A 22,925-nucleotide genomic window follows, 5' to 3' on the forward strand; every position below is an offset into this window, starting at 1 on the left:
ATTAATTTACTGAAAGAGCAGTCGGTTTTAGATTTTTTTCTTCTCCTAATGGAGCTAATAGTGAATGGCGACCAACACAAATGAAAGTTGATCCAGAAGTAAATGCTATTCCTTTGATAAATTGCGATACTAAGGACATTTGTGATATTTTTATATTAGACCTTATGGCCAATTGAATAATAATGGTTTCTTTTTTTAAAGTTTGTTAAAAGCACAACTCTGTCTATATTAAATTACCTTCTAAGAATTAATTTCTTCATGTAATGATTTAGATAATTCAGATATTTTAGTGATAGAAATTACATTATCATTTATTTCAATTTCAACTACCGGATTAATCCCGAAAACCAATTTGTCTCTATCATTTTCTAGAAAATTTAAATCAACAATATTAAACACGGTTGACATACCAATTTGAATGCTATGTACCTTGCCTGCCTCATCATAATTATATGGACGAAGACTCTCGGTTGATAAATAACATTTATTAAATATATTGGTTTTGTTTATATCTAGTATATATTCTTTCTGTGCTAGAAATAGTTTAAAATAATAATAACCATTACCCTTTTCAACAGAAATATCTTTATTATTGATCTTTAACTTTGCGTTGTCAGAAGTAATTCTATATCTGAATTTAATTGCAATATTTGCTGCTTTAGAAATTGTGTCTTTAAATAAGCTTTCTTTAAGTATGTAGCTATAAGCGAAATTTTTGTTAAAAATAGATGCTATTCCACTTCCGAATATTTTTAAATATAGAAAAATATTTATAACATTATCCCCTATTGAAGAAATGCGTTTTATCAATGGCTTTCTTAAATTGTTAAGAATATTTTTCTCATATTCAAGTAAATGCTTTGATTTTTTCTCAGTATACTTTGCTTTAAAACTATCTAGCAACTTGGAAACAGTTTTTCCATCAATATATGGCTTTAAATTTAGTAAATTTTGCTTGAGCATGGTGTTATAGTGGTACTCACGAAAATCATTTTCAGACAAACAAATAATCGAGTCTAATCTTGCTTTCATAAAACATGCTTCTCTGGCTGATATACTTGCGAATCCACCAAATGCAGAAAACTCGGATCCTGGTAAATCTTCAATTCTATATCGAGGATTATCTACATCACTAAGTATTACCGGGAAAATACCAGCTCTTTCGGCTAGCTCACTTTTGCCAGATTGATTTAAGGCAGATTCAGTTATTGTAATCAAAAAGCTGGCGGCAATTTTATCCTTGTCTTCCCTAGAACATTCAGAAAGCAACTTATCAATTTCTCCTTGTGAGTTACCCAAATTAATTAATTTATAAAGATCCTTAAAGCTTGACTCACTTAAACAAGTTTCTGAATTTGATTCTAAGCAAAGTTTTTTGTATTTCTTCCAGATTAATTCCCAGACATCTCTAGTTCCAATTGAAATTTGCCTATCTTCAAGTGTCTCTTCCAATGCATTGTAAGTGGATTTGATCAAATCAATGTTGAATAGTGCATTTAGATTAAAATTTCTAATACTTTTCAGATAATTTATTAATGTATTTTTAAATAATACACTGGTATAAAACTTAGCTACTTTAGCTTCTTCATTAATCTTGCTTTGTCCATGGATCATTCCTACTAAATCCGTTACGATTGCGTAAGCCTTTCCAAATTCACCTTTGAACTTGTTTTCCATTAGACTGGATAATTTACTTTTCTCAAGATCTCCTAATGGGTCTAAAGATTTTAATTGCTGTACTTTAACTTCATCTGGAATTGAAGGGTCGACAAACAAAATCAGACGATCTCCATCTTCAACAGATTCAAAGTCATTGTAGTATCCCATCTTAAAAGCTTCTTTGATTGGCTCATTGTTGAATGTACCACCATCTATGTAGGCATAATTCATCTTATCAATATTGACATTTTTTGGTTTCCATTCTTTCTTCGAATATTCATGTTTATACCTTTCTAAGACAACTGGTGCAAATCCAACTGGAAATGCACCACTCGCAATAGCTGAAGCAGTTATAATAGACCATGTTTCAGTAGAATTTAATGATTTTCCATTTTTTATACTATTGACGGTTCCTTTTGGTGAAATAGTAATATATCGACTATCAGTTCTTAATTCGGTTATATCTTCAAACAAAAAGTTAAATACTCTCAATTCATTATGGTTATTAATATTGGTGGCTGTTTGAAATGTTTTCACCAAACTTGGCGGATCATCTAAATTTGTTCCCTTCTCTCCATATGCCATTGGCGACATATTAGCCATTGAAAATGCCATAAGAGTTCTATCTCCTAAAAGTTGTCTATTACTTACATCAATTTTTTCTGTGCCCTCCAGAAAATAATTCCTAACTAGATCAATTATCGCGGTTCTATTCAACAACCCAAATGGCTTCAATGGATCAAAATCAGCTTCCTTAAATAATTTAGCTGTATCTATTTCTTTTACCCATATCAGCTCTTGCATTAATTGAGCAACTTCCAAAGCCAACATCTTGCTTTTAACATCTTCTTTTAATGCTTCTTGAGAATATGTTTCTTCTAGTCTTTTCTCAAGCTCCAGAATAACATTTTCCTTACTTGTACCAATATGGTTTAAAAAGAAATCTTTGTACATGATTGATTTATAATCAATCAAGCAGCGTACCATAATAGCCAATGACACTGAACCTGCACTTGCCCCACTCATACCATCAAGAATTACATCTTCATATTTATTTCCATACTTGTCTTGACCAAATAAGACCAATAGCTTTAATGCCTCAGTCAAAGCCGCACCGGAAAAAGCACCTAGTGAAACACCACCTCCCATAGAAAGACACACTTTTAAATTTTTACCTGCCATACAAATTTTTTTTTTAAAGTATAAGAAGAATTAAAATAGGTTATTTTGAAATATTGAACCGCTTAAAATGTCTCTCTTTGATGTGACAAATCAAAAGTTCTAATATTTCATAAAATTAATCCATGAATTTATTAAATATAGGGCAAAGTTATTCTTCAATAATTTGCAATTAACATAAATTTAGTTATATATTTAAAATATTTATATAATCTAAATCAAATATAGTAATAAAGTGAACAGAAAATTTCCTGAAAAAAAGTAAATTTTAAATTTATATTTTCTCTATTATTTTTTTTATTTAAAAACTAATACAATACCTAAGTTGTTGAATTGATCCAAGTGACAAATCATTCATGATAAATTGGTTATTAATGAAAACTTACAATATCAATGAAATCTTACAAAATTCTTTAAGACATAAGAAGTAACAAAGCAAATATAATAATATTTCCTATTGTATTTACTTTAAAATGGATTATTTTTAAATAAATGAAAATTAATTGATTTATGATTAATGTTGCATCTAATGAGAAATACTAAACTGTAACTATATGCGATAATACAAAATTTCAATGTTGACAATACCTTTCTCAATTTTAACATATTTACATCCAATGCCTCGTTAAATTTTAACTAAATTCAATTTCAAGAATATTAATTATTTCTCTAAGTGAATAAAATCTTAGTATAAAAATATTATCAAGTTAAGGTATTATCAATATATTTTAAAAGTATATATGACAAAATATGAAGTCTTCATTCTTAAATTGGAAATTAATCACTTTATATTTCTGACTAATATTAAAAGATTATTATTCCAAATAATTACAAGATAAATAAAAATATTTTCAAACCAAATTATTGTAAATTTTTTTTTATTTTAATAGTACAATCACTCTTACCCGTATTTATAAGTTTACTTGCCCTGATGTATAAATAAGCTCCATTTGCATTGAACCATACTTGGTTATTTCTATAGTTTAATGCACGAGGTAATATTAATTTCATTATTGGTAATTATAGCCAAGCATTATTTTTAGTTTGTCCTGAGATTTATATTGATCTATTTTAAAGTAAACTTTTATATTGAAGTTAATTTCGCTTTAACTCTTCTCCTAAGTCTCCCATTTCAATTCTTGCTAATTTACTAACTATTTGTGCTATATACTGTTTATTTGGGTTAATTGTAATGTCTGTTATATCGAAATTAATACAAATAAATCCAAATAACCCAAATTTATTATCAAATAAAGGTATGGAGGTTGATTTAAAAATTCTATTCTTGAATTTAAGCTGATATGATATTAATGGTTTAATATCTAATGATGTTGATGAATAATGCTTTATTAGTTCAGGTGCAAGTTGAGACGCTGGAGAGCCTAATTTGCGATCTGTCATGTTGTTCGCAATTGCCCTTACAGAATGAATAGGATCACGAGCATCGTGAAGGACAAGTTCTAATTTTACATCAGGAAACATTTGTCCAATCGTTTCGATTATTGTTTTTGGCACTTTAAACAATCCGTTTTTATATTCCTCTAAATCCTCAAATTGATTTATTTGATATTTTCTCAATAGTTCTTTATAACTTTTGCTTTCATTATCATTTAGCAAAATATTATTAGATTGACCTAGATATATTAAATCAGACCCAGCATGATAATTATCTTCTCTAATAAATTTATCGACATTAATCATAAATTTTTCATGGTCAAGTTTTAATGTTTTTTCGTTAGGACTCCAAACTATTGGATAGTTATTATATGCAACTAGTGGTGGCCCAAATGCATCTTTTTTATAATCTTTTTCTTTATGAATTTGAGTATAAGAAGTGGTAGCAAAAAAAGTAAGTAAAGCAGGAAGAATTGCGATTAAGGCTAAAATGGCATTTTGTGCAAATGAACTTAAAGAAGCTTTTTTAGTTAATATAATATCTATTGTAATTCTATCTGACGCTGTGATATTATGTGATTTATCGATTAACTCAAGAAAGCCATTTTCTACAAGGAATGCCGAAGGAAGCAACTCTTTATTATTAATCCATAATCTTTTGACCCCTTTTATTATGGAAGTATTCGGTAATGTCCATCTATAAGTATTATACTCCCATTTAGAGAAATCTAAAACAATTGAAATTATATTTTCTGACATGATGAAATGAATTGTTTGTTTTGAAAATCTAAAATTGACATAATTTTATTTTGAAAAGTAAATTCTCTCCTTTGTATATCTGCTCCATTTGATTTAGAAATAAGTTCTTCAAAATTGTTTATTTGATTTTCCAATCCTTCAAACAAACTTTGGTAAGATTTTGTTTCAATGATAAAGTTCTTCCATAATTCGATTACTGGTTTCTCATTTTTCGTTTGATAATCAATAAAGTTTGATAATTTACCAAATTTGCATGCTCTCCACCTATTTTCATTTAAAAGCTGGGAATTATAATCATTTGGTTCTTTATCTTCAGAACATTTTAAAGTAATTAATAAGCAAAGTGAAACAAATAATTGAACCATGTGAAAATCTGAATGGGAGTCAAACATCCTGTATTCAATAGTTGAATATTTTTCATTGAAACGAATGTCCCACCATTTGTTGCTATAATTTTTATCCTTATTTTTTGAATCTAATAAAGTAGTGAATTTTATGTAATCATTGAAATTTTTGAAATATGGAGGGATACCTGTATTTGGAAGTAATGATAATAGAATATTCCTAAATGAAGAATATAAAGTATCTTTTCCTTCATAAAATGGTGAATTGCCACTAATCGCTATCAGCATAGGAACATATTGTCTTGCTCTATTAATTATTGAGATGGAATTATTTGGGTCAGTTATTCCAATATGAACATGTAAACCACAAGTATTAACCATTGATAAAACTTGGCCAAACATATTGAATAAATAGTCACACCTGTCATTAATTAGTTTTTTTTGATTTTCGCAGATTAACCCTGGATATGTTCCACTGCCAATTATTTGAGTCTCTTTAAATTGATTGGATAAAAGGTGCCGGTTTTCTATAGCTTCAATATATAGTTCATTTAATGAAGTGTGCACTTCAGTCTTTAATTCAATTTGGTGGTCAAATAATTCAAATGAAATATTATTGAAATTTTGAGATTTCAAGTGAGAAGAAGAGTTTACATAAAATTCCTCTTCAATTCCAAAGGAAATTTGAATCTTATTTTGACTCATATGGATTAATATAATTACCGTTAATATCTAATGTTGATTGGGAATATTTTTCATATTGATTCCAGTACTCATTGTAAAAATTACCATCTTTTTTGTGATTAAAACTAAAGTATAATAGAGGTCTTGACTCATTTGATAAATTTTCACTACTTTGATGCGGTGTTAACCCTTTAAATATAACTATATCCCCCATATTTAATTCTACAATCACTCCTTTTTCTAGATTGACTTGCTTGACTTCATTTTGGTTCATATGCCTTATTTCATTTTCAGTAGAGAGTAGTTTATCATGATAACCTTTAAAAAATTTAACAGCGCCATTTTTTTCGTTTGCTTTGCATAGTGATATCATAACAGAAAATAGTGAACTTGGAAATATCCCTTGACACCAAGCATAATCTTGATGCATGGGATAACCCCTTGAGCCAGCAGGTTTATAAATTAATTTGTCCTTTAATAGCGAAATTTCTGAACCTTCAAAGAATTCTAAAATATTAATAAAATTCTTATTTTTAAGCAAATTTTTATATATTTTTGAAATATTTATAATTGGGTCAATTCGATATATTTGCGAATTTACTTGATTGAATTTGATTGGGTTAGACTCTTTATTATTATTAGCAATTAATAAAAGTCTATTGCTTTCAAGAATTAGCGTTTTAACATATTCATCGTCAAAGAAATTTGATAATACAACAAATCCATCCCTTTCATATAGTTCTTTTTTTTTGTTAATGACTCCATCATATATATTCATACTTATTTGTAATTTTTATTTTTTTATTTTTGTTATGTTTTTTAAATAATACAATAGAAGAATTATATTAAAACTTGTAATGAAGTGTGTTTGAAACTAAAATTTAAAGTGATGAATTTTCTATGATATTTTTTTTTAAGATATTAATGAATATTCATGATTATGTTGAACAGCTAGGGCAATTTGTAACGCCACCCATGATTTAAATGGAAGACAGTCAAAAAGTAAGACTTTCATATTTTATGCCTAATTTGCGGTTTAATTTAAAGCTTTATTCTTTGCGAAGCCTAAAAATAATAGTTAGAATTTAAATATTATAATTTTTTTTAAAAAAAATTATATTTAAGTGGCTTTTGGAAAATTTAATGATTTAAAAAGTAAATATTTCAGCATGTACATTTTATTGAGCTGTTTTTAAATTGTAGTTTTCAATTGAGTGATAATGGATCCGACACTCTAGGAGATTTGATAGTGATTGTTGAAATTTGCATAATCCAGTCCATATTTACTCTCTAAAACTTGACCAAAGTGACCACCCAAATATTAATATTAAAAGGAATTTAAATGGATGTAGATATTACAATCAACTCCAAGGCACCCATCCCATATAATAATCCGATCTCAATATGCCATTACTTTCACCCAAGAAAACATGCTAATAATCCAATCATTTATATATGTAATAATTATAAATTCAAAATATTGAATATGACCACTCGAGAAGCCCCTAACTTATTCAATTAAAAACGGATATGATTTCATCTACAAGTAGATAACATTGCCAAATCAATAATAAACGAGAATTTAATTTCGCCTACTTAAGCATTTTCACTACCTTAGACATAACTATGAACTGAAATGATCCATTAAATTTGAAGAACCAAAACAAAAAATATCCCTTAACAAAGCCTTCTTGAAAGTAAAGCCCATTAAGACTGATATCGAACGGTTCAATGCTAATCTTTTGAAATTATTATCGTTGTGCTGTCAATGGTGTGGATTTATTGATTCAAATTCAAATTATTAATTTCTTGGTCGCTAAAAGAGGTAGGTCACTTTGCTCTGGATTTTGGCATCATAAACCACTCAAATTCCACTTTTTTATCAAATTTAGGATGGGTTGCTTTACTCTTGATTTGGCGGTTCAATATGCCCATGATTTTACATAGAACAAATTCATCCACAAATTTCACTTGATTTTTTGGCTAATTGAATCTTCTATAGAAGTCATATGTAATTGCAATCTAGGTATATCTGTTAGGTGATTCATAATATATAAAAATATAAATCTATATTAATATAGAAGAGAAGTTTATTTATTATTTTCAAATTGATTTTTTCACAGCATGATGGTTTTGAGATTGATGCGGCTGAGCATTTTAGTTGTCTGTTTAAGGTGAATACTTGAAAATAATATTTAATACCTTTCCCAAAATGAAAACCGGATTTGTTCTTCTTGATTGAATCTCAAAATATGCACAGTAATCACTTGCTATAAGTTAATTTGAAATATCCCATATTTTCAATTGTACTTATTGAACTAAAAGAATAGCCTCCTGAAATAAAGAATTGTTTAAAAATATGAATACTTGCTTCTATTGTTGACGAAAACAGTACTTTTGATGGTTTAACCTGATTATCATCTTCAAAGAATTTTAAGTAATCTTTGTTATTATTATAGAGAGCTTGTCCATATATTTTGAATTGTGCTAAACCAGATAGATTTTCATCAGAAGGGGAGCCAAATAGTGGGACTAAAAATCTTATTTCAGTGGAAAACTGTCCTGAATGGAGGTAAATGTTTTTAGTGCCCCCGTTCTTTGTAGATTCATTAAGTTTATATCCTCCTTTTATATCTAACTGTAAGCCTCTAGTTTGATAATCTTTGTCCTTGTTAAAATACCAAGTTTTAGAAAAATAGGAATTAAGTAATCCTCCATATATATTTTGAAGTTCATTGCCAAGACTTTTTATTGAGTCATCTGGATTTGTAGAAAGTGTTGGAATAGATGATAATATATAAAAATCTAAAAAAGTTTTTTTACCCAACTTAGCATATAGCTTAATAGCTTTAATATTCACTCTCGGCACCGTATTTGTTAGATTAATTCCCAGTTGCTGAAATATTTCAGATCCTGTTCCATTCAAACTATCAGAATCCATTAAGTTTATAGACGGTTGAGTATAATTTAGTTTTCTTGCAGGTTCAAATCCTTGTCCAAATGACAAGTTTGTTCCTAGAACAAATAGAATAAAACTCAATTTTTTTTTCATATTTTTTACAATTATAGTTCATAACTTAAAGGAACGTTGATGCCATTCAAATTAAAGCTATTACTTTTAACATAAGCCAATCATAATAGAGTCAATGTTCCAGGTGGACTATCTTTTATTTTAGTGAGGACAGTTCAGTCCTAGTTAGATGACAACAACCGATAACTAAACAAAATCCAATAAGGTAAATAAAGAATACAAAACTTCCTTAAGACAAATCTAAGCCGAGGTATGCAAGCATTGCTTGCTTTAGAGTCTTTGTCCAAGCCAAATATTATGACAATATTTATCTTGCAGAATTGATGCATTTCAAACATCATCCGTGATTAAGTTGGTTTTAGAAAATAAAGGTCACGGAGTCAATAGAAGTATGTTAAGTTCCTGTTGAATTCGCGTTTTGTTAAGCAAATATAATAATATTTTTTATCGTAGTTAATTTTCAGTATATTATTTTTTAATAAATTTTATATTTTTTATTTAAGTATTACCCAGTACTTATTTAATTAACAAATCAACACTTTGGTGTCTACCCAAATATTAACAATGCATAGATGTAGACAAATTATATTATTCCACATTTACATTTTCACTACCTTCGACACACCTAGGAATTGAAATGATCCATGAAATTAAAAGAACGAAAACCCAAAATAGCGCTGAATAAAGCCTTCTTGAAGGTAAAGCCCATTAGGACTGATATCGAACGGTTCAAGGCTAATTTGATGCAATTATTTTCGTTGTGCTGCCAATAGTATTTGGATTTATTGATTCAAATACAAAGCATTAATTTCTTGGTCGCTAAAAGGAGAGGGTCACTTTACTCAAGATTTTGGCATCATTGACTACTTCAATTCCTCTTTTTTATCAAATTTAGGGTGGGTTACTTTGATGCGGATTTAATTGGTCAACATTCGCCTGATTTGATGGGTCAATTTACTCCGGATTATGCAGTGGGTCAATCCGCTCCGGATTATGCATCTGGTGGCTTTCTGTCCACCGACCTAGCAAGGCATCGGAAATAATGCGTTTAATTGTCTTTGCCGTGTCTGCTTGTGTGGTTGAGTATTTTTTATTTTTCGGAGAGGAGGAGATTTTTTTTTAATTCAATTTTGACTAGGCTGCAAAGGATCTTACGCGTGTGCAATGGTTTTGGTTAGTTGAATATCTCACGTATCATATTCTTTATTGTTAGGTTTTCCAATTTGATTGCAACAGATCTAACATTGTCGAGTTCCTCTCTCCAATGAAGTCTATCATTGTAAATAATTCCAAGTAGATAATATATATCTGGCACAGAATGTCTAATTGTTTCACAGTAATCTAATTTCTTTTTAGTTCCATGTTCTGCAAGGAATAGTAACTGTTTTGCAGGGTCTGCAATTTGTTGATGAATTAATTTTTCTATTCTTACTCTTACCCCAAAGCAAATTGCCAATGGGTCATAGTTTGTTTGGTCGTTGAGATATTTTTGAACTTCGGCTATAATAAATTGATGAAATCTAATTGAGTCACCCCACGAAGCTGGTAAACTCAAAGCAGTAAATTCAGCAGAAATATTTATCGGTGTCGGCTCAAAATGAAAATGATGTTTATCTACATTCTGTTGGATTGTTGCGTCCTCTCTTTTCTTTATCAGTTTAACCAAGTTTGGATTTGAATGATATGGAACATCTTTGAGGTAAACGACTTTAATTTTGTGACGATTAAAGCAAAAATGGTTAAAGAAAAGTGGGTCTAAATGTGTCATTAAAATTGGAAAGAAATTTTTCCCTTGTAATTTCATTTCTTCAATCATTGTCGTTATGAAATACTGAAATGAAATTAAGTTTGCATCATCTAAGTAGTCAAATATTTCATCAATGATTAAAATACAATTCCGTTGTCTGAAATTTCTTTTTGCTTTCATTAGCATTGTAATGAATGATAACACGTCTCTTTGACCGTTTGAAATTTCATGTGCTTTTGGCCACTCAACAATTAAGCTGTTGTGGTTTTTGTCTTCCTTTGGTCTGATTGTATGTCGAGTGGTATTAAAATTGGAAATTGTTTTTTCGTAGTATGCTTTGTCATCAAGATAACAAGCGTAATTGACAGCTTTTTTAAAATTCGCTGCCATAGTGTTTGCAACATCAATAATTTGAAATGCTGCCAAGTAACTATCAACATCAGTTTTTATTTCATCAAACTTTCTTATGATATCTGCCAATTTAGAAAATTCACCTATTGCTTGGATTTCTGCTTTTTTATTGGCTTCAATCCAATTTTTTATTACTTCGGATGTACCTGCTTGAGCATTTATTTCGGCTTTAAGGTCATTTAGTGATTTTGAATTTTTCACTTGACCAAACTTTGAAAAATCAACTTCGTTTGCAATGTCCCATAGCAATGGAGCACAATTATAAGCATTTGAAATATTTGGTAAAATTTTTCCATTTGCACCGAATGCTTTTTTTGCATCACCTGAATTGTAACTGAACGCAACTTTTGGTGGAATGGTCGGCACTAGAATAGTTGGTGAAATTTCTAATGAAGATTTAACAATTACATTTCCACCAATATTCATTTTAGTAGCCTTAGCCATCAATTGACTATTGATAACGAAAACATCAAACTCGTTGGGAATAGTGTTAGTTGTATCGTTAGCTAAAAGTATTCTTGTACCAGCAGCATCTTCTACAACCATTGAGAGTATAGGTCTGTTGGCATCATTATCTTGGTAATAATGCTTTGTGTCTAACTCAATTTTAGCTCTTTTAAGTGAGTCAAACCCAATACTAAATGAACTTTTGCCAAAACCATTAGGGGCAACTAAAAGATTGGGCTTGTTGGGTAGCAAATCCAAATTGAAAGCTTTGTTGCCAATGCCTTTTACATTTGTTATTTCAATGGTTTTAATTTTCATTTCTATTTCTGTGCATTAATACCTCTATTAATTAACTCTTTCACAACGCCAAACATCATTGCAGAGAAATCCTCTTTAAATTCTTTGTTGTCAGAGTATAGTTTGTAAAGGTCAAAGTTTGTTGTAATGTGTTTTAGCAATTCTTCGCCAACAACTTTGTCGCTGGTTATTCTTGCGTTTTGGTCGTCTGAATATTTTATTGAAGTAATGAGCTCTTGATTTTTCGCAACATCATTTGCAATGTTTTTAGCCATTTGTCGAACTTTGTCGGCATCTTCAAACTGTGTTCCGTAGCGGTCATTGAAAGTTTGGAGAATATTTGATAGCCTGTCAATCTCTGGTTGATTTGTTCCGCCTCTCATGTCGGTAGGAATTGGCTTTAAATCTTCCCCTTGTTCCATTGCAATATTGGTTGTTGCTTCCAATTGCAAACGGTAACTGTCCATGTCAATATTGTCTAGAATGCCTTGTGCTAAATCAATTGGAGTTTCACCACCTAATTTGTTTTGCAAGTGGTTTAAGAAAATATAAAGCCTTTCCAAATACGGATTTTCAAACGGCACAATTTGAGAAAGGAAAATATACAAGCGAACATAAGTTTTAACCTTTGCTCTAAAATCTGCTTGTTGTTCTTCAGCTAAATCATTTCTAAAAATCGCGGATGAACTGTCAAGCATTGAATGAAGTTGGTCAACGGGAACGTTTGCCAAAATCTTTTCTGAAAATTCAATAACCTGTTCTTTTGTGTAAAGCTGATAATTATCCAAAGCATCTTGCAAGTCGAACAATTTATTTGGGTCGGTTGCTTCGCCTAAAATAGTGCTTTCAAAATATGGTTTAAAAGCCTTTTCAATGTCTTCGGCTGTGTTTGCAAAGTCTAAAACAAACGTGTCTTTCTTTAGTGGATGACTTCTGTTCAATCTTGAAAGAGTTTGAACTGCGTTTACACCTCCCAATTTTTTATCTACATACATGGTATGCAAAAGAGGTTGGTCAAATCCAGTTTGAAATTTATTAGCAACTAGTAAAAAGCGATATTCGTTTTTCTCAAATTCCGTGGGAATTGAGTTGCTCGAAAATCCGTTTAGGTTTGCTTCTGTTTGGCCGTCAATTTCTCCAGAGAACGCCACAATAGCCTTGTAAGGACTATTTATTTTGTGCAAATAATCGTCAAATGCTTTTTTGTACTTCACTGCGTTAGCTCTTGAACTTGTTACCAACATGGCTTTTGCAAAGCCACCCATTCGTTTTTTACGAATAACGTTTTCCATAAAATGATCTCCAATTAAAATTGCTTTCTTTTTTATGGCGTGTTCATGGCTTTCTACATAGTGCTTTAGTTTCTTCTGGGCTTTAAGTTTGTCGTATTCGGGGTCGTCCTCAATTTTCTTTAATAAAGCGTAATAGCTTTGGTAGGTAGTGTAATTCTGTAAAACGTCCATGATAAAACCTTCTTCAATGGCTTGTTTCATAGAATACAAATGAAAGGCTCGAAACTTTGTTTTTCCTCCTTCTTCAAATGGAACACCAAATAATTCCAATGTTTTATTCTTGGGCGTTGCAGTAAATGCAAAGTAGCTAGCGTTTGGCAATAGCTTTCTTGACTTTACTAAAACCCTGATTAAATCTTCGCCTGTAATTGTTTCCTCTGCATCTTCAACATCAACCATGCTTGCAATGTCTTCCAAATCTTTTTCTAATTCAGATTGTGTGGCTTGGTCAAGATTTAGTTTAGATAAAGTTTCATTGAGTTTCCTTGCCATTTGTCCACTCAAACTACTGTGAGCTTCATCAATGATAATGGCAAAGTTTGTTCCTGGCAATTCTCCAATTTCTTCAACAATGTGAGGGAACTTTTGAATTGTGGTAATGATAATCTTTTTACCTTCTTCTAATGCTTCTTTTAATTGTTTGCTTCCTTCTGTGATAGCTTCAACAACTCCGTTCACTTGTTGAAACTGTTTGATATTGTTTCGGATTTGAACATCTAAAACTCTACGGTCGGTAACTACAATTACCGTATCAAAAATATTGTCTTTGCCTGATTTGTCATGTAAACCAACCAATTGATGAGCCAACCAAGAAATAGAATTTGATTTACCTGAACCTGCCGAATGTTGAATTAAATATTTTTGCCCTGAACCTTTTTCTTGTGCATCTGCTAAAAGTTTTCTTACTGCAAGCAATTGATGATAACGAGGGAAAATTAATTTCTTTTCTTTCCTTGTTTTAATTTTTCCCTTCTCGTCTAAATATTCCTTTTCTTCTGTTATTAATTGGCAGAAGTTCTGAACAATGTCAGTCAGATTATTTTTAGTCAAAATCTCTTTCCACAAATAATCTGTTTTTATTCCGTCTTTTGGCGGATTTCCTGCACCGTTATTGCAGCCTTTGTTAAATGGTAAAAAATAGGATTTCTCTTTTTTGAGTTGCGTACACATCCAAATTTCTTCGGTGTCAACCGCAAAATTTACCATCAACCTACCCAATCGGAATAATTCTTCATTCGGATCACGGTCGTATTTGTATTGCTTTATAGCGTGTTGAACATTCTGTTTGGTCAATTCATTTTTCAACTCAAATGATATTACAGGAATACCATTGATGAAAATCATCATGTCCAACGACTTTTTATCGATTGGAGAAAAATATACCTGACGCATTACCGAAAACAAATTGGCTTGATACAATGCGTTTGCATCAGCATTGTAGGCGGAAACTGGTTTGTCGTAAAACAAATTCAGTTTGGTGTCGGTAAAGCCATCTGTAATTCCTTTGCGTAAAACTTCAATTACACCTTTTGCCTGTATTTGGTCGTTTAGGCGTTTTATTATTTTTTGCTCATAAAGGTCTTTGTGAAAGACTTTAAGTTTAGCTATTGCTTTGGGTTGTGTGGCTTCTAAAAATCGAAACAGCAATTCATTATCTAAACAAGAAACATTGTCGTAAACTTTGTTTTCACGAAGTAAATACTTGTTCTTCTCAACCAGATATTGAGAGATGTGAGCTTCCAAGCCTTTTTCTGTTGTGTCTGTTTGTTTACTCATTATTCCATTTCTTGTTTTTTATACTCCGCTTCCTCTTCTGCTGCAATATTCATCTCCTCTTCAAGGTCTTCAAAAGTTTCTTCTTCAATAGTTGACAAGTTGAATTGTCTCACATCAATTTTTCCAGTTACAACTTCAGCGACAATAGCATCTTTGTATTCGTTAATTAGATTTTTTTCTTTGGTAAAAATTGCAACTTGCTTCTCATATTGCTCAATATGTTTTATACAAATAGTAAGGTCTTCAATCTTTGGAATAGGAATTAGAAGCTCAGAAAAGTCAGTCCAACGTACATTCTTGCCATCACGAATGCCGGTAATTGCTGTATTAAGCTGGTTGATGAATTGCTTCGTTTTGAATAAATATCGGTAAAACTGTATGTATTCATATTTAGAATATTCAGCTTTCAATCTTATTATGGTATAAGCAGGACTTATAATGCCTCTATAACCTGAAAACTCTATACCGCCTTGAAAGCTTCTAAGACTGATTACAAAATCATTTGGTTCAACCAATTTTTGTCCTTCAATGCCAGTAGTAGGTGCAACAAAATTTTCTTCACACATTGATTTTGGCAATACACCTCTTTTTTGCGTTGCAGCAAGAAGTGGTTCGTCAGGATGATTTGTTTCCTTAAATTCTTTGAATATCCGTTTTGCCTTTTCAACTTTCCATGTTTTATTGATAGACGGCCAAAATATACTTTCGGGTTCATCACTTGAACTTTCTGACTTTTGAATAGATGTGTTTATTCTTTCAAGCAACTGCTTTAGAAGCAATTCCTTTTTAAAGATTAGTTTCTCAATCTTAGAAGTTTTGAAATCAAGATAATTTGCAATTTTGATTTGTTCTTCTTTTTCGGGAACTAAAATGGTTTCTCGTCCAAATTCTTTAAACGCTAAGGACTGTCTAACACCACCACCGAGATTGTAGAAATATTTTATCTTGTCGATAAAGTGCAGTTGGTAATAAAAGTATTTGGAATGAATATCAGTTTTAGGTGCTAAACCTAAATAGGCATTTGTAATAATTCCTTTTTCGTTGGCGTAGCCAACTCTCAAAGAAGTTTTGTCATTCTGCAAATCAGTAAAACGTAAAACAATGTATCCTTGGTCAATTATCTGATATCCTTCAAATGATGCAGGTACTAAGCCTGTGGCGTTGTCTATGTCTTTTCGTTTCAGTTTTCCGTAACTAAGCGAAAGTAAATTCCTTTCAATAAGTCCAATGTTTTTGTTCTTGTTGTCGGCAAACAACATACGTAATTCGGTTTCCTGCCAATGGCTCGGTATCTGCTCTTGCCAAAGCGTTTTGGATGGTTTATATTTTGGATATTTCGCCTTGCTCATTACGCTACAATTTCATTTAGTAAACCATCGGTTTCTTTTTCCAATAGCATAATGTCTTTTTCAATATCAGCAAGGTCTCTCAAAGGTTCGTGTTTGTAGAAATATTTGGTAAATGAAATTTCATACCCAACTTTCATTTTCTTGTCATCATACCAAGCATCAGGAGCAAAAGGCAAAACTTCTCTTTTGAAATAATCCTTAATACTTTCTTTCATTGGTACTTTCTCAAAGTCCTTCAATTCGCTGTCAGATTGTGGATTTCCTTTTGAATCGAGCACAATTTTTCCTTTCTCGTTTCTTTCAGGTTGATGAACTGTAATTTGATAAAAGCCAAAATCAGTATTGTCGAATATTTTGGAGTATTTGTTTTCTTCAAATGCGAAATACAACTCTTGAATTTTGATTATGTGTTCAGGTAAAAGTTCTAAACGCTTTTCTCCAAGCGGTTTTCGCATGTTTTTATAAAACTCTTCCGTTGAAGCATTAATCAACTGCACTTTCCCTTTACGCTTCACATCTTTTACGTTTGTGATAATCCATACATAAGTTGCAATACCAGTGTTATAGAAAATATCATTTGGCAATTGAATGATGCACTCCAATAAATCATTTTCTAAAATGTATTGTCTTATTCCACTTTCACCGCTTCCAGCATCACCAGTGAAAAGGGCAGAACCATTTTGAACAGAAGCAATTCGGCTTCCTCCATCTTTAGGGTCTTTCATTTTTGAAAGCATATGAAGCATAAACATCAATTGCCCGTCATTGCTTCGTGAAGTCAAACAAGTTTCTTCTAGTTCGCCTTTAAAGTTTTTGATTTTAAGATTAAAGCGTTTGTCAACGATGCTGATTTTCTTCTCTGTACCAACATTCAAGTTATCAATATCCTGCTTCCAACTTGTACCGTATGGCGGATTGGTTAGCATGAAATTGAATTTCAAATCTGCTTCAAAACCATATTCACTAAGCGTTGAGCCAAACTTTATTTTGTCTGGGTCTTCGCCTTTCAGCAACATATCTGATTTACAAGTGGCGTACATTTCTCCCGTGTTTTCTTGTCCGTATAAATGGAAAGTTGCATTTGATTTTATTTCTCCTTCAGGATTTGTTGCAAAAAGTTTCGATTGTGTTAGCATTGCACCTGAACCAGCACAAGGATCATACACTAAAAAAGTTCCTTTTTGAATTTTGTCTTTTACTGGCAGATAAACCAAATGCGTCATTAACTCAATAATTTCTCTTGGCGTAAAGTGTCGCCCTGCTGCTGCATTTGTTTTTTCATTAAACCTTCGGATCAAATCCTCAAACATATAGCCCATTGCCATTGGCGATATTTTGTCGGGGCTTAACTCAACTCTTGGGTTGCAGAATTTCTCAATGAGAGAAAAAGTTATGCCTGTATCCTCAAATGTCTTCAACTGATTGCGGAATTTGAACTTTGTAATAATGTCTTGAACATTTTCAGAAAACCCATTCAGGTAGTCTAAAAAGTTGGTGTCAATATTTTTTGGGTCGGCAAGCAGTTTTTTCATAGTGAACTGCGAAGTGTTGTAAAACGCTAAACCACTACCATGTAATTCGCTGGTCAAAAGTCCAGATACATTGTCGATCTTGCTTTTAAACTCGTTGTGCGTTTTTAAAACCTTGTCTTTGGTAGGTTCGAGAGCCAAGTCCAAACGCCTCAAAACAGTCATTGGAAGTATTACGTCTTGGTACTGATTTTCAAGAAATTTATTGATCAATACATCGTCTGCAACTGTCCAGATGAAGTTTATAATTGATTGAAGATTTTGTGTATTTAAACTCATTTATCTATTGTCTGTTCGTTAAATATTAGTTGGCCAAATTACGTTTTTAAACCCAATGATTGTCACAGGTGCGTTGGCAAAATTGGCTCTTTTACAAGCTTGGGTTTGTGTGTCGGCTTGTGAGGTTTGTAAATGTTTCAATGAGTAACTGGATAAAATTGAATTAAAAAAAATGTTCGGTTGGGAAAATAAAAAATACAGAATGGTCTGCAATGAGTGTCGGCTCAGTTGCTGTCCAGTAGAAATATGGTCCGTATGTTGGTCACCTGTCAAAATTAGCGTTTCATTTTATGTTTATAGTCGTCTGTTTGGTCGTTGTTGTGTCGTCTGTTAGGCTTGCTTGTAACATTTGCATCCCCTAAACTCAATCCGGAAATTTCGTGAATATCGCTTACATCTATATGTATTTAAATCATTCATTTTCAAATATTTAAATGGTCAAACGGGCTAATTATTTTTGATTTGCTTACATTAGGTATGTGTGTATATATTTCTGTTGTTTTAACAGATCCATGCCCTGACAAATGCTGTATGAGTCTAAGATCGGTTCCCCTTTCCAATAGGTGTGTTGCAAAGCTGTGACTGAGCATATTAACGGTTGCGTATGGATTCACTTTTGAAAGATCCAATGCTATTCTAAATATGAGTTGTACACTTCTTGGACTGTGTTTATCATCATCTTGACCTTCGAACATTCAATACTTAGGTTTGTAAATATCGTTATATTCCATTAATCTGAGAATAATTTTTTCAAAGAATATAGATATCCTTGCTTTTTTGACTTTTTCCACCTTTACATGTATCTCCTTTTTTCTATGAATAGGTCTGTTTAGCTCAAATTAAAGACTTCTCTGAGTCTCAATCCGGCAGTATAAATTAAAGATAATATGGTTTTGTGTTTTATATTTGATCTGTTATCTAACAGCCTTTCTACTTTAACTTCTGATAGATATCTATTAGTGTTGTTGATCTTTTTGGTCGTAGATCTGTAATAAAAAACGTTCCCTTAATAATACTTTTTCGTAATTGAATTTTCAGAAGTTATTTATTTGTATTTTAGTTTTTTCCTTGATTGGGGATAAAGTAGCACACAACAGACAAGTATTGCTGCAGATGGGATATTTATAATGCCCAGCCCGGAACTGCTGCCTAATTGAAAATACAAAGTTGAAGTTAACAACAAAAAGCCAAATAGAAACTCGTTTGCTCGCACAAAAGTACAGCGATGCAACCAGCCGAAGTTTCAGAGTCAGGCCTCACTTGTAGCAATGCCAATGTGGTAGGCAATTTTAGATAAACCCTGATGTTTATTCTTATTTAGATAAAAAGTGGAAGCCAAGATTCGGCAACTCCATTCAATAACTTAGTTGTTTTTTTAGGGCTTACAAAATAGTATGATAATAGTAAATCATTTTCAAGTTGGAATTTAACATCAAAATTATGTTGGTCGTATATAGCTTTAATTCTCTCTAATTCAGAGGTGTCAAAAACCTGTTTAATTGTTTTGGATAATTCACTGCTATAATAAAATTCAATTTGATATTTCTGTTTTATACTATTGAAATATTCCATATTCTGTTCAGAAAGTACGAATGAAAGTAAATAGTGTTTTTTTACGGGTAAATCTTTAACTTGATTCCAAATCTCGCTAATAAAATAATTGCCTTTACCAGCTCTAGTATGATAGAAAAAAACTAAGTTTTTATTTAACGAATCATACTTTTTTTTGACTAGCTCCTCAATGGTGATAGCTTGAGTAATTTTGAGATTCCAAATTTTCAAGAAGTCATATACATGGTGGTAAACACTAGCTTTTTCGTAACCTGTTAAGACAAGCAATATCTCTGATTTTTCACCACCATTATCATGAATATCTTTAAAAACCTTTTTTCCCAAATCGCTTATCAAGCTTCGCACTCTTTCTATAGTCATAAAATTCGTGTTTCTAAAGAGCTTTAGTGCAATTTCCTTGTCAGGTAATGTAAAATTATTAAACCATGTAGTAAGGCTATTGATTTTCTTTCCGCCATTGTCTTGATCGTAATTCCAGGTCTTTAATACCTTATTTATTTCAGTTATTTCTGTTTCGTTAAAACTAAGGTTCGTTTTTTCTGTAAATTTCACAAAGCTGTCATTGCAATCGCTACTGTGTTCTTCTAAAGCTTTAGGCTTAGGGTTATACACGAATAAAGGACTCCATGGAGTGCCTTTGGCAAGGGTTATTTTATTATTATTGCCGTCAGCCCAAATAATTGGTAGAGAGTTATTTGGACATTGGAAATAATAGGCGGTCAACAAGCCAGTATTACCAAATCCCATATGGTGCTTAGGATAAACGTCGTAACATAGGTCTGAAATTCTATTGAAATCTTTAGCTGAAAATATTTCTAATGCTGAAGGTTCAGGGAAATCGGGTATGATAGTAATTTTTTCGCCGATAAAACTATGTTTAAAATATTGTAAGGCCTTTTCTGAAATGGTGATAGAAAGGATAAACAATTTTGGTAATCCACCAAGATTCGATTTCAACTTTTTCAACTTTAACCATATATCATACATGAACTGATTGCCGCTTCCATGAGTGTCATTAAATGCAATTAAAACAGTCTCTTTAGTAATTGCCTTAGAAGATATGTGTTCTATACTTACAAAATTATCCTCAGGAATTTTCCAAATTTTTGAAAGTGAATATGCATGATGTACAGAACTATCTATTATGTTTTCAGGCAAAATAATTAATAAATTAGATGAATCAATATTAAACTGAGTCAAATATTTTTCTATAGGTTGAAATAATTCCCTGAGTCGCATTTCGAAATTAGGTTTAGAGTAATAGCGAATTTTCGATAAGATTTTCATTGCTAAATCCTTATCTCCGATATTAAAGTTATTAAACCAAGAGTCTAGCTTATTAGTAAATTCACTTTCAGCTATTTGCCAATCTGCTTTTAATTTTTGGAAAAATTCATTATTCTCTTCAAATTTTTTTGTTAAGTATGAATCTCTAAACTTCATGATATATTGAGTTGATTAATAAGCTTCATTAAGTTAATAACTTCAGGAATGTTTTTTACACCTCTTGTAGTGCTGACACCACTCATTATATCGACTAAATTTGGTTTAGCAATATGAATTGCACTTAAAATATTTGTTGTGTTTAAGCCTCCAGCAAGAACTGTTGCAATGTTTTTAGTTTTAAAATATTCGAAAGCTTTATTACTTAAACTCCAATTATGTGTTTTTCCAGAGCCACCTTTCGGGGAGTCGAACAGCACTGCATTTATATGAACTAAAAAGGGTTGTGATATTTGAATTATATCCTGCAAAATATAATGGTCTTGAATTTTTATAGTTTTTATTATTTCAAGATTTGGAAATGAGATATTAAGTTTCGCAACTGTTTCTTCATTAAGACTTTGAGATTGCAATTGTATGGCCGTAGGGTTAATATAGCTTATCTTAGCTTCGAGTTCATCAAAATCGTCATCTTTCAATAACAAAACAGAAGCAACACTGGTTGGTACTTTTTTTACAAGTTCTTTCGCCTCACGAATTGATAATTTATCTGTCGGCTGTTCCCCATTTGCTTCTCCTAACAAAAAGCCAAGTGCACTAACACCTGCTTTTGTACATTCTTGAATGTCAATTTGATTCGCTATTCCGCAAATTTTTACTTTAATTTCAGAAGTATTGTTGTCAAACAGTTTCACATTAAATAGCTTATGTTTCTTGAAATGAATTGAAGGCTCGTAAAAAAAAATGCCTACAACTTTGTTATATCCGAATCAAATATACTATCATCTTTTGTTTTTTTTAGCTTTTTAAATCAATTAAATTCTGTCTAATGGGCTTTGAATTGATTCCTATCGATGTGTTGTTACATGTGTATAGATAAAAGTGTTCTTAATATCCTTATGGCCACGCATCTAGTAAAAAAAATGACACTGTCCCATGAAGAATTTTTGAGAAGAATTGAATAGCATCTATTACCTAAGCGATTTGTTAAAATTAGACATACTGGATATTTAACACACCAAGGATAAACAAAGCGCCTTCAACTAATTTATCAAAACATGAAGCTACAATCACCAATGCCCTTGAGTCTTGATCTGTGGCGCTTACTGTGGTTCATCAGAAGAATTATGCTGTTCTTGAAGTACTTCATACTTTATTTTATTCATCTTGAGTCTATCTATCTTTTCTTGAATATCAGAAACCTTAATTAAATTTGCACTTTTATCGTTTTGCTCTAACAGATTCTTGTACTCTGAACTCTTCTCTTCAATATATGCTAGGTGTTTATATATCTTCTTCTGGTTGTAATTGTTCTTTATGCTATTATGTGCTCTTGACTTAGTACCATCAATTGCTATTATATTTCCACCAATTAAATTGATATTCTTCAGAAATGTAACAAACAATATGAATACACTCTTAAGTGCTTTCGGATTGTCTTTTCTGAAATCAGATATCGTATGATAGTTTGGTCTCAATCATAAAGTTAAACATTGAAGTTCAATGTTGAGACATCATTTGCTATCTAATCTACAGCTACTTCTCAATCCATTTAAATAGCCAAATAAATAAATTTTTAATAGAGTGAGGAGTCAAAGCTTGGAGGACCTTCTTTCTGTAAAGTTTTCACTTCAAATCCAAACTTTGATAAATCTAATTGTATAACAAATACATCCTCACTTTTACACTTGGATCATGTGATCGGAAAAGCAGTCGGACAGGTATAAATTTA

Annotated in this window: 14 protein-coding genes; all 14 read right to left on the reverse strand. The window is 31.4% G+C overall.

The genetic code is table 11. The annotated features are described in order from the left end of the window. Position 1 precedes the first annotated feature (1 nt). Positions 2-139: a hypothetical protein gene (locus IPK88_12850; GenBank protein ID MBK8244309.1), complete on the reverse strand. Its 138-nt coding sequence runs from the start codon at positions 137-139 to the stop codon at positions 2-4. Between the two features lie 101 nt (positions 140-240). Then, positions 241-2,841: a patatin-like phospholipase family protein gene (locus tag IPK88_12855; GenBank protein ID MBK8244310.1), complete on the reverse strand. Its 2,601-nt coding sequence runs from the start codon at positions 2,839-2,841 to the stop codon at positions 241-243. Between the two features lie 1,092 nt (positions 2,842-3,933). Continuing rightward, positions 3,934-4,992 (reverse strand): PAS domain-containing protein, encoded by a 1,059-nt coding sequence (locus IPK88_12860; protein ID MBK8244311.1) that lies wholly within the window; start codon positions 4,990-4,992, stop codon positions 3,934-3,936. Next, positions 4,977-6,041 carry a hypothetical protein gene (locus IPK88_12865; GenBank protein ID MBK8244312.1) on the reverse strand — a complete coding sequence of 355 codons (1,065 nt, stop codon included), beginning with the start codon at positions 6,039-6,041 and terminating at the stop codon, positions 4,977-4,979. Before IPK88_12865 ends, IPK88_12860 begins: the two co-directional genes overlap by 16 nt. Beyond that, entirely contained in the window at positions 6,028-6,798 is a 771-nt protein-coding gene (locus IPK88_12870) for a phytanoyl-CoA dioxygenase family protein (GenBank protein MBK8244313.1), read from the reverse strand. The genes IPK88_12865 and IPK88_12870 overlap by 14 nt, the downstream gene beginning before the upstream one ends. 1,485 nt (positions 6,799-8,283) lie before the next feature. Beyond that, the gene (locus IPK88_12875; GenBank protein ID MBK8244314.1) at positions 8,284-9,072 is read right to left on the reverse strand and encodes a hypothetical protein; all 789 of its coding nucleotides are present in this window, start codon (positions 9,070-9,072) and stop codon (positions 8,284-8,286) included. Positions 9,073-10,225: 1,153 nt separating this feature from the next. After that, positions 10,226-11,974: a hypothetical protein gene (locus IPK88_12880; GenBank protein MBK8244315.1), complete on the reverse strand. Its 1,749-nt coding sequence runs from the start codon at positions 11,972-11,974 to the stop codon at positions 10,226-10,228. Between the two features lie 2 nt (positions 11,975-11,976). Next, positions 11,977-15,021, reverse strand: coding sequence for a type I restriction endonuclease subunit R (locus tag IPK88_12885; GenBank protein MBK8244316.1), 3,045 nt, complete (start codon positions 15,019-15,021; stop codon positions 11,977-11,979). Continuing rightward, complete coding sequence (locus IPK88_12890) at positions 15,021-16,370, reverse strand: restriction endonuclease subunit S (protein MBK8244317.1); 1,350 nt, start codon at positions 16,368-16,370, stop codon at positions 15,021-15,023. The genes IPK88_12885 and IPK88_12890 overlap by 1 nt, the downstream gene beginning before the upstream one ends. Continuing rightward, entirely contained in the window at positions 16,370-18,178 is a 1,809-nt protein-coding gene (locus IPK88_12895; GenBank protein MBK8244318.1) for an SAM-dependent DNA methyltransferase, read from the reverse strand. The genes IPK88_12890 and IPK88_12895 overlap by 1 nt, the downstream gene beginning before the upstream one ends. Before the next feature lie 422 nt (positions 18,179-18,600). After that, on the reverse strand, positions 18,601-18,873 hold the full coding sequence (locus IPK88_12900; GenBank protein ID MBK8244319.1) for a tyrosine-type recombinase/integrase: 273 nt from the start codon (positions 18,871-18,873) through the stop codon (positions 18,601-18,603). A 622-nt stretch (positions 18,874-19,495) separates the two neighbouring features. Beyond that, positions 19,496-21,193, reverse strand: a complete 1,698-nt coding sequence (locus IPK88_12905; GenBank protein ID MBK8244320.1) for a hypothetical protein — start codon at positions 21,191-21,193, stop codon at positions 19,496-19,498. After that, the gene (locus tag IPK88_12910) at positions 21,190-21,888 is read right to left on the reverse strand and encodes a phosphoribosylanthranilate isomerase (GenBank protein ID MBK8244321.1); all 699 of its coding nucleotides are present in this window, start codon (positions 21,886-21,888) and stop codon (positions 21,190-21,192) included. Before IPK88_12910 ends, IPK88_12905 begins: the two co-directional genes overlap by 4 nt. 408 nt (positions 21,889-22,296) lie before the next feature. After that, on the reverse strand, positions 22,297-22,671 hold the full coding sequence (locus IPK88_12915; protein ID MBK8244322.1) for a hypothetical protein: 375 nt from the start codon (positions 22,669-22,671) through the stop codon (positions 22,297-22,299). Positions 22,672-22,925: the final 254 nt, after the last annotated feature.

Origin of the sequence: Candidatus Defluviibacterium haderslevense (genome assembly GCA_016712225.1) — a bacterium.
In the GTDB taxonomy this organism is placed as follows: Bacteria; Bacteroidota; Bacteroidia; order Chitinophagales; family Saprospiraceae; genus Vicinibacter; species Vicinibacter haderslevensis.